The organism is Aeromonas sp. R9-2, from assembly GCF_040908025.1.
Lineage (GTDB): Bacteria > Pseudomonadota > Gammaproteobacteria > Enterobacterales > Aeromonadaceae > Aeromonas > Aeromonas veronii.
Window position 1 is genome coordinate 76561 of the sequence record NZ_JBFOCX010000016.1, and the last position, 14266, is coordinate 90826.

Sequence of the window (14266 nt, forward strand, 5' to 3'; positions counted from 1 at the left end):
CTCCCTGTTACTTCTGTACGCAAAGTGTTGCTGTTTTTTGTCGGCGTAAATGACTAGAATTACGCCAATATTGACTGCATTTATACGAAACTAAAGAAAAAACTATGGCCATTCTAGATGTATTGCGTTTTCCCGATGAGCGCCTGCGCACCGTTGCAGCCCCTGTCGAGACCTTTACACCCGAGTTACAACAGATTGTAGATGATATGTTCGAAACCATGTACGCGGAGGAAGGCATTGGCCTGGCCGCGACTCAGGTCGACATTCACCAGCGCATCATAGTGATCGATGTCTCTGAAAACCGTGAAGATCCTCTGGTATTGATCAATCCGGAGGTCATCGAGCAGTGCGGCAGCACCGGCATTGAAGAGGGTTGCCTCTCCGTGCCCGGCAGCCGTGCTCTGGTGCCTCGCGCTGAACAGATCAAAATCCGCGCCCTGGATCGCCACGGCAAGCCGTTCGAGCTGGAAGCCGATGATCTGCTCGCCATCTGCATCCAGCATGAGATGGATCATCTGGTCGGCAAGCTGTTTGTTGATTACTTGTCCCCGCTCAAGCGCCAGCGCATTCGCCAGAAGCTGGAAAAGATGGCCCGTGAAGATCGCAAAGTCCTCTGAGGATCTGCCCCATTGAATAAGCTGAAACTGATTTTTGCCGGTACTCCCGACTTCGCCGCCCGTCACCTGGCGGCGTTGTTGTCTTCCGACCACGAGGTCGTTGCCGTTTATACCCAACCTGACAAGCCTGCTGGCCGTGGCCAGAAGCTCACCGCTAGCCCGGTCAAAGAGCTGGCACTGGCCCACAACCTGCCGGTTTACCAACCTGCCTCCCTGCGCAAGGAAGAGGCGCAAGCCGAGCTTGCTGCACTGGGTGCCGACCTGATGGTGGTGGTGGCCTATGGCCTGATCCTGCCCAAAGTGGTGCTCGATACCCCGCGGCTGGGCTGCATCAACGTCCATGGCTCCCTGCTGCCGCGCTGGCGCGGTGCCGCACCGATCCAGCGCTCTATCTGGGCGGGCGATGCCGAAACCGGCGTCACCATCATGCAGATGGATGTGGGACTGGATACCGGCGCCATGATCCGCAAGGTAAGCTGCCCAATCGCCGCCGACGAGACCTCCGCCAGCCTCTATGACAAATTGGCCGAGCTGGGCCCGCAAGCACTGGTCGACACCATCAATGCCATGGCCGCCGGTGAAACCGCTGCCGAGGCACAAGATGATGCGCAGGCAAACTACGCCGAGAAGCTCTCCAAGGAAGAGGCCCGTATCGACTGGTCGATGGAGGCGGTTGCCATCGAACGCTGCATCCGCTCGTTCAACCCCTGGCCCATCAGCTGGTTTGAAGTGGCTGACCAGACCGTCAAGGTATGGCAAGCCGCCGTCATTGACAGCGACCACGGCCAACCCGCCGGCACCCTGCTCAAGGCCGACAAGCAGGGGATCGATATCGCTACCGGCAAAGGGGTACTGCGCCTGCTGACCCTGCAACCGCCCGGCAAGAAGGCGATGTCCGTTTCGGATCTGCTCAACTCTCGCCGCGACTGGTTTGAACCCGGCACGCAATTGAATTGAACTGGATTGAATTGAACTGGATTGAATTGACACAAGCGGGGCCCAGGCCCCGACTTGCGCATCTAAGGTAACTCTATGAAAACACGTGCACAGGCCGCTCTCGTTATTCAACAGGTGCTGGATCAGGGTCAATCCCTCTCCGCTGTTCTGCCTGCTGCCCAGGAGAAAGTTGCGCCCCGTGATCGCGCTCTCCTGCAAGAACTCTGCTACGGTACCCTACGCTGGCTGCCCCGCCTCGATGCGGCAGTCAACGAGATGATGGACAAGCCGCTCAAAAACAAGAGCCGCATTTTCCACTACCTCATCCTGGTCGGTCTCTATCAGCTCATCTACACCCGCATTCCGGCTCACGCCGCGGTGGCCGAGACCGTCAACGCCGTCAAACTGCTCAAGGGCACCTCCCTGCGTGGCCTCATCAACGGCGTGCTGCGCAACTTCCAGCGCAGCGCCGAAGTCATTCTGCTGCGTATCGACCGTGTTCCCAGCATTCGCCTCGGTCATCCGGAGTGGCTCACCAAGCGCCTGCGTCAGGCCTATCACGATGAGTGGGAATTCATCATGGAGGCGAACAACCAGCGTCCCCCCATGTGGATCCGCAACAACAGCCAGCGCCAGAGCCGCGATGCCATGCTGGCTCGCATGGCTGAAGTCGGCATCAATGCCGTGGCCGGTGAAGAGGGCGAGGATTGCATCCTGCTGGAGCGTCCTTGCGATGTGACCAAGCTGCCCGGCTTCGAGGTCGGTGACTGCTCGGTACAGGATGGTGCAGCACAGCAGGCCGCGGCACTGCTCGACCCGCAACCGGGCGAGTGGGTGCTGGATGCCTGCGCGGCCCCCGGCGGCAAGACTGCCCACCTGCTGGAACGTCAACCCAAGCTGGCTGGCGTGGTTGCCGTCGATGCCGACGAAAACCGCCTCAAGCGAGTGCAGGAGAACCTGGATCGCATCGGCCTGACCGCCAAAGTGATCCACGGCGATGCCGCGGCACCGGAACAGTGGTGGCCGGAGGGCCAGTTCGACCGCATCCTGCTGGATGCCCCCTGCTCCGCCACTGGTGTTATCCGTCGCCACCCCGACATCAAGTGGCTGCGCCGTGATCAGGACATTCGCGAGCTGGCCGAGCTGCAGCGCCGCATTCTCAATGCCCTCTGGGGCAAGCTGAAGATCGGCGGCACCCTGCTCTACGCTACCTGCTCCGTCCTGCCGGAAGAGAACCGCGAACAGATCCGCGCCTTCCTTGCCGCGACCAAAGATGCCAAATTGGTACCGTTGCACGAACAGGACACTCCGGACTGCCCGGGTCGCCAGTTCCTGCCGGGTGAAGCCGAGATGGATGGCTTCTACTACGCCAAACTGGTCAAGCTCTGAGTCGGGCATGACAAACCTCATTCGGGAGAGCCGCCAGCTGCGTTCTGGCGCTCCCCTTTACAGCCTCAACGTGAGTAGACGTTCCCTATGAAAATCATCATTTTGGGAGCCGGCCAGGTCGGCGGCACTCTGGCCGAGAACCTGGCCGGAGAGAACAACGACATCACCATCGTCGATACCGACAGTGAGCGCCTGCGCGAACTGCAGGACAAGTTTGACCTGCGGGTGGTCAACGGCCATGGCGCTCACCCCAAGGTGCTGCGCGAAGCGGGGGCTCAGGATGCCGACATGCTGGTCGCCGTCACCAACAGTGACGAGACCAACATGATCGCCTGTCAGGTGGCCTACTCCCTGTTCAACACCCCGAACAAGGTGGCACGGATCCGCTCGCCGGCCTATCTGACCGAGCGGGATCGCCTGTTCCTGCCCGAATCGGTACCGGTTGATCACCTGATCGCACCGGAGCAACTGGTGACCGACTATGTACGTCGCCTGATCGAATATCCGGGCGCCCTGCAAGTGGTTGATTTTGCAGGTGGCCGCGTCGGTCTGGTAGCGGTCAAGGCCTACTACGGTGGCCCGCTGGTGGGCAACGCCCTCTCGACCCTGCGCGAGCACATGCCTAACATCGAAACTCGGGTAGCGGCCATCTTCCGTCAGGGCCGCCCGATCCGTCCGCAAGGTACCACCATCATCGAAGCGGATGACGAGGTCTTCTTCGTCGCCGCCGCGGGCCATATCCGTGCCGTGATGTCGGAGCTGCAGCGCCTCGAGAGCCCCTACCGTCGCATCATGATCGTCGGTGGTGGCAACATCGGCGCGGGTCTCGCCCGCCAGCTGGAGAAGCGCTACAGCGTCAAGCTTATCGAGCGCAACCAGAAGCGGGCGGAGCAGCTCTCCGAACTGCTGGAGAACACCATCGTCTTCTGCGGCGATGCGGCGGATCAGGAGCTGCTGGCCGAGGAGCACATCGACCAGATCGACGTCTTCATCGCCGTGACTAACGAGGATGAGGCCAACATCATGTCGGCGCTGCTCGCCAAGAAGATGGGCGCCAAGAAGACCATGGTGCTGATCCAGCGCGGCGCCTACGTCGATCTGGTGCAGGGTGGCTCCATCGATATCGCCATCTCGCCGCAGCAGGCCACCATTTCGGCGCTGTTGACCCATGTGCGCCGGGCCGATATCGCCAACGTCTACAGCCTGCGCCGCGGCGCGGCCGAGGCGATCGAGGCGATTGCCCACGGCGATGAGAACACCTCCAAGGTGGTCGGCAAGACGGTGGGCGAGCTCAAGCTGCCGCCGGGCACCACCATCGGTGCCGTGGTGCGCGGGGATGAGGTGCTGATCGCCCACGATCGCACCAAGATCCAGCAGGATGACCACGTGGTCATGTTCCTGGTGGACAAGAAGTACATCCCGGAAGTGGAGCGGCTGTTCCAGCCAAGCCCCTTCTTCCTGTAACGTCTTCATGCGCACAGGCTGTCAAACCAGACCCGGCTCAGCTCCCCCAAGGGGATGGTCCGGGTCTTTTGTTAATCAACGACCAGGTTATCGAACATGATCAAGCTGCGTCCCATTATCTTCACCCTCGGGCTGGTGCTCTCCAAGCTGGCGCTCTTCATGTGGCTGCCCACCTTGCTGGCACTGCTCACCGGGTCAGAGGGATTTGTCGAGTTTCTCAAGTCCGTGCTGATCACCCACGGCGCCGCACTGCTCTGCCTCCACTACGGCCGCAAAGCGGAGTTTCATCTGGGGGTGCGGGAGATGTTCCTGCTCACCACCTCGGTTTGGGTGGTGGCCTGCGCCTTCGGCGCCCTGCCCTTTGTCTTCATCACCCACATCAACTTCACCGACGCCTACTTCGAGACCATGTCGGGGGTGACCACCACGGGCTCTACCGTGCTCTCCGGCCTCGACAACATGGCCCACAGCATCCTGTTGTGGCGATCCATACTGCAGTGGCTCGGTGGGGTCGGCTTTATCGTGATGGCGGTTGCCGTGCTGCCCTACCTCAACGTCGGCGGCATGAAGCTGTTCCAGACCGAGAGCTCGGACTGGTCGGACAAAAGCGCCCCGCGTGCCAAGACGGTCGCCAACAACATCGTCGTGGTCTATCTGGTGCTCTCCATGCTCTGCTTCATGGCCTACTGGGCCAGCGGCATGAACATGTTCGAGGCGATCAACCACGCCATGACCACCCTCAGTACCGGCGGCTACTCCACCTCCGATCAATCCATGTCCCACTTCTCCAACTCGGCCCACTGGATTGGCACCCTGTTCATGTTCCTCGGCGGCCTGCCCTTCCTGCTCTATGTGCAGAGCCTCAACCACAGGGACAACAGCCTGTTCAAGGATGCCCAGGTGCGTGGTTTCTTCTGGCTGGTCGTGTGGGTCACCGTCATCATGACCTTCTATCTGTGGGAGAGAGACCTGTTCGGCTTCTGGGATGCCCTGCGCATCAGCTGCTTCAACATCGTCTCGGTGCTCACCACCACCGGCTACGGTCTTGGTGACTTCGGCACCTGGGGACCGCTCGCCAGCATCGTCTTCATCGTGCTGCTGGCGCTGGGGGCCTGCTCCGGCTCCACTGCGGGTGGTCTCAAGATCTTCCGGGTACAGGTGGCGTTTGCCCTGTTCAGAAAGCAGATGCGCCAGCTGATGCACCCCTCTGCCGTCTTCCCCCAGAAGTACAACGGCCGGACGGTCAATGACGCCATCATCCGCTCGATGATCTCCTTCGTGCTGGCCTACTTCGCCATCATTCTGGTGATAGCCGCGCTGCTGGGTGCCATCGGGCTTGACCCCCTGACGGCCATCTCCAGCTCCATCACCGCCGTTGCCAACGTCGGCCCGGGCATGGGCCCGGTGGTCGGCCCCAGCACCAACTTTGCCAGCCTGCCGGAATCGGCCAAATGGCTGCTGTCATTCGGCATGCTGCTGGGACGACTGGAGATCCTGACGGTCGCCGTGCTCTTCTTCCCCTCCTTCTGGCGCCAGTAATTCCTCACTGCCAGCAAAAAGCCGCAGCGTTCACCCGCTGCGGTTTTTTTATCTCACCATCCCCACGACTTTCGTTCGCCGCTTATCAGCCCACTCATCATCCATTGCTGATGGCCTGAACGAACTCATCAGGATGGCCAGAGCGGATCACAAGCATAAAAAAACGGACCCAAACCAGAGGTTTGGGTCCGTTTATCAGTGAACCGTCAGCGGCCACGAAGGCTGCCGAGGCTCAGCACATGGCATTAACCACGGCCAGAGCGCTTACGATCCAGCTCAGTCAGCAATTTCTTGCGGATACGGATGTTCTTAGGAGTCACTTCTACCAGTTCGTCGTTATCGATGAACTCGAGAGCCTGTTCCAGAGTCATGCGGATCGGCGGAGTCAGCACTTGAGCTTCGTCGGTACCGGAGGCACGCATGTTGGTCAGCTGCTTGCCTTTCAGGCAGTTAACAGTCAGGTCGTTGGAACGGGAGTGGATACCGATCACCTGGCCTTCGTACACTTCGGTCGCGTGACCGATGAACAGACGACCACGGTCTTGCAGACCGAACAGGGCGTAGGTCAGAGCCTTACCGGTAGCGTTGGAGATCAGCACGCCATTCTGACGCTCGCCGATGCTGCCCCCCTTGTGCGGACCGTAGTGGTCGAAGGTGTGGTACAGCAGACCGGTACCGGAAGTCATGGTCATGAACTCGGTCTGGAAACCGATCAGGCCACGGCTCGGGATCATGAAGTCCAGACGGACACGACCCTTGCCATCCGGGGTCATGTTGGTCATTTCGCCTTTACGCAGACCCAGTTGCTCCATCACGGAACCCTGGTGCGCTTCTTCAACGTCCACAGTTACGGTTTCGAACGGTTCCTGCAGAACACCATCAACGGTACGCAGGATTACTTCCGGACGAGACACAGCCAGTTCGTAACCTTCGCGACGCATGTTTTCGATCAGGATGGAGAGGTGCAGTTCACCACGACCGGATACACGGAACTTGTCCGGATCATCAGTCTCTTCCACGCGCAGGGCCACGTTGTGGACCAGCTCCTGGTTCAGACGCTCCAGAATATTGCGGGAGGTCACGAACTTGCCCTCTTTACCGGCGAACGGTGAGGTGTTGACCTGGAAGGTCATGTTCACGGTCGGCTCGTCAACGGAGAGCGGCGGCAGGGCTTCAACGGCACCGTTGTCACAGATGGTGTCGGAGATTTTCAGCTCGCCCAGACCGGTGATAGCGATGATGTCACCCGCTTGCGCGTCGGTAACCTCAGTACGGGACAGACCCAGGTAACCCAGCACCTGACCGACTTTACCGTTACGGGTCTTGCCGTCAGCACCAACGATGGTGACTTGCTGGTTGGTCTTGACGCGACCACGGGTGATACGGCCGATACCGATAACACCCACGTAGGAGTTGTAGTCCAGCTGGGAGATCTGCATCTGGAAACCACCTTCGGCATCAGCCTTCGGCGCTTCAACGTTGTCAACGATGGCCTGGAACAGCGGCTCCATGTTCTCGGACTCGACGTCCTGATCCATGGTGGCCCAACCGTTCAGTGCAGAGGCGTAAACAACTTTGAAATCCAGCTGTTCGTCAGTCGCGCCCAGGTTGTCGAACAGGTCGAATACCTGATCCATTACCCAGTCAGGACGAGCACCCGGACGGTCAACCTTGTTGATGACCACGATCGGCTTCAGACCCTGAGCGAACGCTTTCTGGGTCACGAAACGGGTTTGCGGCATCGGGCCGTCTACGGCGTCAACCAGCAGCAGCACGGAGTCAACCATGGACAGTACGCGCTCTACTTCACCACCGAAGTCGGCGTGACCCGGGGTATCAACGATGTTGATGCGGTAGTCATTCCAGCGGATCGCAGTGTTCTTGGCGAGAATGGTGATGCCACGTTCCCGTTCCAGATCATTGGAGTCCATGATCCGTTCCTGGCCTTCCGTGGAGCGGTCCAGGGTGCCGGACTGCTGCAGCAGCTTATCAACCAGAGTCGTTTTGCCGTGGTCAACGTGCGCAATAATCGCAATATTGCGTAAATTCTCTAACATTCTCGCCTCAATCACCGGGTAAAATTGGGCGCTAATTGTACTCTTGCCTTTGTGATCTGCCTAGCAGAATTGCAGTACATTCGCGCATAACAACAGATCTGGATCATAGACCTCTCTGACAAACTCTGCTTAGATGGGCGGTGACCGTATTTCGCGCACCATTACAGTGCACCAAAACGATCCACCATCGCACTAAATTGATGCAACGCGAGTCGAGATCGCCTGATTTTGGGGAGCCTCTTCTGCGAGATTGCCCTGAAATCAAGCTGTCACAAACTTGGCACGATACTGGCTTATGTGAATACGACGACGCATTCACCCAGAGAGTTTTAACACCGGAGGTTACTTAGCATGTCAGCCCAGAACGTTTTGGCCCTGATCCAGGAACACGAAGTCAAGTTTGTTGATCTGCGCTTTACCGACACCAAGGGTAAAGAGCAGCATGTATCCATCCCTGCTCACCAGGTTGATGAAGATTTCTTCGAAGACGGCAAGATGTTCGATGGTTCCTCCATCGGCGGCTGGAAGGGCATCAACGAATCCGACATGGTACTGATGCCGGACGCAGCCTCCGCCAAGCTGGACCCGTTCACCGAAGAGACCACTCTGAACATCGTTTGTGACGTGCTGGAGCCTGCCACCATGCAGGGCTACGATCGCGATCCGCGCTCCATCGCCAAACGTGCAGAAGATTTCCTGAAGTCCAGCGGCATCGCTGACACCGTGCTGTTCGGGCCGGAGCCGGAATTCTTCATGTTCGACAACATTACTTTCTCCAACACCATGGGCCACAGCTTCGTGAAAATCGAATCTGAAGAAGCCGCATGGAACTCCGGCACTGCCTATGAGCATGGCAACAAGGGTCACCGTCCGTTCGTGAAAGGCGGTTACTTCCCGGTTGCACCGGTCGACTCCTCCCAGGATATCCGCGCCGCCATGTGTCTGGTGCTGGAAGAGATGGGCCAGGTCGTTGAAGCTCACCATCACGAAGTGGCCACTGCCGGTCAGAACGAAATCGCTACCCGCTTCAACACTCTTACGCTGAAAGCTGACGAAGTGCAGGTACTGAAGTACGTGATCCACAACGTGGCCCACGCCTACAACAAGACCGTGACCTTCATGCCGAAACCCATGTTCGGTGACAACGGCTCCGGCATGCACTGCCACCAGTCTCTGGCCAAGAACGGCGTCAACCTGTTCGCTGGTGACCTGTACGGCGGTCTGTCCGAGATGGCTCTGCACTACATCGGCGGTATTATCAAGCACGCCAAGGCCATCAACGCCTTCGCCAACCCGACCACCAACTCCTACAAACGTCTGGTTCCGGGTTATGAAGCACCGGTCATGCTGGCTTACTCTGCCCGCAACCGCTCTGCCTCCATCCGTATCCCGGTGGTACCGAGCCCGAAAGCCCGTCGTATCGAAGTGCGCTTCCCGGATCCGGCTGCCAACCCGTACCTGGCCTTCGCAGCCCAGCTGATGGCCGGTCTGGACGGCATCATCAACAAGATCCATCCGGGCGATGCCATGGACAAGAACTTGTATGACCTGCCGCCGGAAGAAGCCGCAGAAGTGCCGACCGTTGCCGGTTCTCTGGACGAAGCCCTGGCTGCTCTGGATGCTGACCGCGAGTTCCTGACCCGTGGCGGCGTGTTCAGCGATGACTTCATCAACTCCTATCTGGAACTGAAACAGCAGGATGTTGACCGTGTGCGCATGACTCCGCACCCGCTGGAGTTCGAACTGTACTACTCCGTCTAAGTCTCAGCAGACTGGCCGTTTAAATCTGGTCAGCTTGCTTAATCGTGACAAAACCCGCCATCTGGCGGGTTTTTTCTCTGATAGGATTAAGCAAAATACCGTCAAGGAGAGATGGATGAACAACAAGCATGGCATAGGGGTACTCGGCCTCCTGTTGCTGACCTCGTTCGCTACGGACGCGGCCAAGGTCTACTCCTGGGTCGATGGCAATGGCATCACACACTACTCGGATGCGCCACCACCCGGCAAAAACGCCAAAGAGGTCGATCTGCGGGTCGCCCCGCTGCTGGGCAGCAGCGCGCCCAGATCGGTGCAGGTGGATAACTTCAACAGCCTGACTGGCGCCGATGCCAAGAAAGAGAAAGAGGCGGCCAAGCTGACCATCGAACTGCTCTCCCCGGAACAGGGCAGCACCCTGCGCGACAACACAGGCAATATCGTCTTTCAGGGCACCATCAGCCCCAAACCTCCGACCCAGTATGATGTGCGCCTGACCCTGGATGGCAAAGCCGCCCCCATCGTCAGCAACAGCCTATCTGTCCGCGTCGAAAACGTCGATCGCGGCGCCCACGAGGCCCAGCTCGAACTGCTCGCCAAAGACGGTACGATCCTTGCTAAATCCAGTGCAGTCACCTTTTACCTGCATAGAGCGAGCGTGACGCCGGCTCCCAAACCCACCCCCAAAGCCGACTAGGGGTGATATAGCGCACCGATGCGGGTAAACTCTATGCACCATATCGGTGCATAACAGGTGTGTAGCACCGTTTTAGGGAGAAACCTGTGCCAACCCGCTCGGACAACGCCAAAACACTCTTGGATAATTTGCTGACCGCCGTGATCCTGATGGATGAGCGGCTCTGCATCCAGTTCGTCAACCCGGCGGCTGAACAGCTGCTCTCCCTCAGTGAACGCAGGCTGATCGGCATCGAACTGCCCCATCTGCTGGAACATATCTCCCTCGATTTGCAGCGGCTCAAGCAGTGCCTCGTGTCAGGGCAAGGCTTTACCGATAGCGAAGTGACTCTGGTGGTAGAGGGAGAACCGCGACTGGTGGAGCTGAGCGCCACCCCGATGGCCGACCACGAACAGCGTCTGCTGGTCGTGGAGCTGCGCAAGATCGACCAGCAGAAGAAGATCAGTCAGGAGCAACAGCAACATGCCCAGCAACTGGCGGCCAAGGAGCTGGTGCGCGGGCTGGCCCACGAAATCAAGAATCCCCTCGGCGGCCTGCGCGGCGCGGCGCAGCTGCTGCAAAAAGAGCTGCCGGATCCGGCCCTGCGCGAATATACCGGCATCATCATCGAACAGGCTGACAGGCTGCGGGTACTGGTCGATCGGCTGCTCGGCCCCCAGCGCCCCGGCCGTCACCAGATGCATAATGTCCATTCGGTGCTGGAGCAGGTACGCCGACTGGTAGAGCTCGAACTCCCTCCCTCTGTTCGCATCGAGCGGGATTACGACCCCAGCATCCCCGAATTCGAGATGGAGCCAGATCAACTGCAGCAGGCGTTTCTCAACATAGTGCGCAACGCGGCCGAAGCGCTGGGGGATCAGACCGGGCTTATCCGCATCAAGACCCGCACCGCGTTCCAGATCACCATCCACGGTCAGCGCTACCGGCTGGCGGCGGAGATCAAGATCATCGACAACGGCCCCGGCATTCCGGACGCCATTCGCGACACCCTGTTCTACCCGATGATCACCGGCAAGGAGGGGGGTACCGGGCTCGGCCTCTCCATCGCCCAGAACCTGATCGACCAGCACAAGGGGCGGATTGACTGCATCAGCTGGCCGGGTCACACCGAATTCACCATTTTTCTACCGCTTCGCAAGTAAGGGAACCCCATGACCGCCAAAGTGTGGATCGTCGATGACGACAGTTCTATCCGCTGGGTGCTGGAGCGCACTCTCGGCAGCGAAGGCTTCAACTGCGAGAGCTTTGCCGATGGCGAAGCCCTGCTGCACGCCCTTGAGCTGCGCTCGCCCGATGTGATCCTCTCCGATATCCGGATGCCCGGCATCGATGGTTTGAGCCTGCTGGAGCAGATCCACCGCCGTCAGGCCGATCTGCCCATCATCATCATGACCGCCCACTCGGATCTCGACAGCGCGGTCAACGCCTACCAGCGCGGCGCCTTCGAGTACCTGCCCAAACCGTTCGACATCGACGAAGCGGTGACCCTGGTGCGCCGCGCCGAGAATCACCTCAAGGAGCAGCGCACCAAGCGGAAGTCTCGCCAGCAAGAAGCCACCGCCACTCCCGAAATCATCGGTGAGGCACCGGCGATGCAGGAGGTGTTCCGCGCCATCGGCCGCCTGTCGCGCTCCAGCATCTCGGTACTGATCAACGGCCAGAGCGGTACCGGCAAGGAGCTGGTCGCCCATGCGCTGCACAAGCACAGCCCGCGCGCCCACAAGAACTTTATCGCCCTCAACATGGCGGCCATTCCGAAAGATCTCATCGAATCGGAGCTGTTCGGTCACGAGAAGGGGGCCTTCACCGGCGCCAACAACATCCGCCATGGCCGCTTCGAGCAGGCCGACGGCGGCACCCTGTTTCTCGACGAGATCGGCGACATGCCGCTGGATGTGCAAACCCGGCTGCTGCGTGTCTTGGCCGATGGCCAGTTCTATCGAGTCGGAGGCCACCAGCCGGTGCAGGTGGATGTACGGATCATCGCAGCCACCCACCAGAATCTGGAGAAGCGGGTCGCCGATGGCGAGTTTCGCGAGGATCTGTTCCACCGCCTCAACGTCATCCGAATCCACATCCCCGCCCTCAAGGAGCGCCGTGAGGATATCCCCCAGCTGGCCCGTCACTTCCTGCTGCGCGCAGCCAAAGAGCTGAACGTCGAGGCCAAGAGCCTGCACCCGGATACCCAGGCCTATATCAGCCGCCTGCCCTGGCCGGGCAACGTGCGCCAGCTGGAGAACGTCTGCCGCTGGCTTACCGTGATGGCCTCGGGGCAAGAAGTGCTGGTCGGCGACCTGCCTGCCGAGCTGCTCACCCCCATCACCCACAACACCGAACCGGGTCAACCGGCGTTGCCCGGTTGCTGGCAGCAACAGTTGCAGGAGTGGGTGGCCAGCAAGCTGGCGCTGGGAGAGACAGACATCCTGGCCGATGCCATGCCCCAGTTCGAACGGATCATGCTGGAGACGGCGCTGGAACACACCCACGGCCACAAGCAGGAGGCGGCGCGCCTGCTCGGTTGGGGCCGCAACACCCTGACCCGCAAGCTGAAGGAACTTGATCTCTCCTGAGTCCCGGGGAAAAACGATTCCCATCACGCCCTGACAAATCACCGTCCGCCAGAACCCCGTTTAACCATAAACGGGGTATCTTTTTTGAAAGCCCCGCCTAGAATGGCAGGCTTTCAAACCTGACTCGACGAGGGCGCCCCCATGATTGACAGATCTCTCCCCCTGACCGACCTGCACCGCCATCTGGACGGCAACATCCGCCCGCAAACCATCCTCGAGCTGGGTCGCCAACACAATATCCCGCTGCCCGCCTTCGAACTGGAAGCGCTGCGCCCCCACGTACAGATCGTCGAAAACGAGCCAAGTCTGGTTGCTTTCCTGAAGAAGCTCGACTGGGGTGTTGCCGTGCTGGCCGACTATGACGCCTGCCGCCGGGTCGCCTACGAGAACGTGGAAGATCTGCTGCGCGCCGGTATCGACTATGCAGAACTGCGTTTCAGTCCGGCCTATATGGCGATGGCCCACAAGCTGCACCCGCAGGGCGTGGTAGAAGCCATCATCGACGGCGTGGCCGCTGGCAGCCGCGATTTCGGCATCAAGACCAACCTGATCGGCATCATGAGCCGCACCTTCGGCACCGAGCAGTGCAATCAGGAGCTGGCCGCCTGTCTGGCCCACCGCGACAAGCTGGTCGCCATCGATCTGGCCGGTGACGAGCTGGGCTTCCCGGGCGAACTCTTTGTCGACCACTTCCGCAAGGTGCGCGATGCAGGCATGCGCGTCACCGTGCACGCCGGTGAAGCCGCAGGCCCCGAGAGCATGTGGCAGGCCATTCGCGAACTGGGTGCCGAACGTATCGGCCACGGCGTCAAAGCGATTCAGGACCCGGCCCTGATGGCCTATCTGGCCGAGCACCGCATCGGCATCGAATCCTGCCTCACCTCCAACGTCCAGACCACCACGGTGGCGAGCCTGACCGAACACCCGATCCGCCAGTTCCTGGCCGCCGGCGTGCTGGCCTGCCTCAACACCGACGATCCGGCGGTGGAAGGGATCGACCTGCCGCACGAATATGAGGTGGCTGCCCCAGCCGCTGGCATGACGACGAGCGAGATCCGCACTGCCCAGCAGAACGGCCTGACCCTGGCCTTCCTGAGCGATAGCGAGAAGGCCGAACTGAGCGCCCGCGCAGCCAGCCGCTGATCCACACCGGCACTACAAATAGAAACGGCCCACTTCGGTGGGCCGTTTGCTTTGCGGATTTCTGATGATGGGTAAGCACTGGGCCAGCAGGCAGAT

The 14266-nt window shown here is 60.0% G+C and carries 11 protein-coding genes; 10 read left to right on the top strand and 1 reads right to left on the bottom strand.

Features of this window, described 5'->3' with window-relative positions:
* The first annotated feature begins 104 nt into the window (after nt 1-104).
* From def to AB5Y71_RS05195, 5 genes are all read left to right on the top strand, one after another.
* Complete coding sequence (def, locus tag AB5Y71_RS05175; protein ID WP_005339694.1) at nt 105-617, top strand: peptide deformylase; 513 nt, start codon at nt 105-107, stop codon at nt 615-617.
* 12 nt (nt 618-629) lie between these two features.
* Nucleotides 630-1574 carry a methionyl-tRNA formyltransferase gene (fmt, locus tag AB5Y71_RS05180; RefSeq protein WP_107683207.1) on the top strand — a complete coding sequence of 315 codons (945 nt, stop codon included), beginning with the start codon at nt 630-632 and terminating at the stop codon, nt 1572-1574.
* A gap of 75 nt (nt 1575-1649) precedes the next feature.
* Nucleotides 1650-2942 carry a 16S rRNA (cytosine(967)-C(5))-methyltransferase RsmB gene (rsmB, locus tag AB5Y71_RS05185; protein WP_368171134.1) on the top strand — a complete coding sequence of 431 codons (1293 nt, stop codon included), beginning with the start codon at nt 1650-1652 and terminating at the stop codon, nt 2940-2942.
* A gap of 87 nt (nt 2943-3029) precedes the next feature.
* Nucleotides 3030-4406: a Trk system potassium transporter TrkA gene (gene trkA / locus AB5Y71_RS05190; RefSeq protein ID WP_005339689.1), complete on the top strand. Its 1377-nt coding sequence runs from the start codon at nt 3030-3032 to the stop codon at nt 4404-4406.
* Nucleotides 4407-4502: 96 nt separating this feature from the next.
* Nucleotides 4503-5945, top strand: a complete 1443-nt coding sequence (locus AB5Y71_RS05195) for a TrkH family potassium uptake protein (protein ID WP_005341967.1) — start codon at nt 4503-4505, stop codon at nt 5943-5945.
* 245 nt (nt 5946-6190) lie between these two features.
* Here the strand turns inward: AB5Y71_RS05195 and typA are convergent, their stop codons facing one another.
* On the bottom strand, nt 6191-8002 hold the full coding sequence (gene typA, locus AB5Y71_RS05200) for a translational GTPase TypA (RefSeq protein WP_005339679.1): 1812 nt from the start codon (nt 8000-8002) through the stop codon (nt 6191-6193).
* A 351-nt stretch (nt 8003-8353) separates the two neighbouring features.
* On the opposite strand from typA, the gene glnA reads away from it, so the two are divergent.
* The 5 genes from glnA to add all read left to right on the top strand — a co-directional run bounded on the left by glnA (nt 8354) and on the right by add (nt 14170).
* A complete protein-coding gene (gene glnA, locus AB5Y71_RS05205; RefSeq protein WP_005339672.1) occupies nt 8354-9763 on the top strand; it encodes a glutamate--ammonia ligase in 1410 nt (469 codons plus the stop codon).
* A gap of 115 nt (nt 9764-9878) precedes the next feature.
* Entirely contained in the window at nt 9879-10457 is a 579-nt protein-coding gene (locus AB5Y71_RS05210; RefSeq protein ID WP_368171135.1) for a DUF4124 domain-containing protein, read from the top strand.
* Between the two features lie 86 nt (nt 10458-10543).
* Nucleotides 10544-11599, top strand: coding sequence for a nitrogen regulation protein NR(II) (gene glnL, locus AB5Y71_RS05215; RefSeq protein WP_005356202.1), 1056 nt, complete (start codon nt 10544-10546; stop codon nt 11597-11599).
* A 9-nt stretch (nt 11600-11608) separates the two neighbouring features.
* Entirely contained in the window at nt 11609-13027 is a 1419-nt protein-coding gene (gene glnG / locus AB5Y71_RS05220; RefSeq protein WP_368171136.1) for a nitrogen regulation protein NR(I), read from the top strand.
* Between the two features lie 141 nt (nt 13028-13168).
* Complete coding sequence (gene add, locus AB5Y71_RS05225; RefSeq protein WP_368171137.1) at nt 13169-14170, top strand: adenosine deaminase; 1002 nt, start codon at nt 13169-13171, stop codon at nt 14168-14170.
* Nucleotides 14171-14266: the final 96 nt, after the last annotated feature.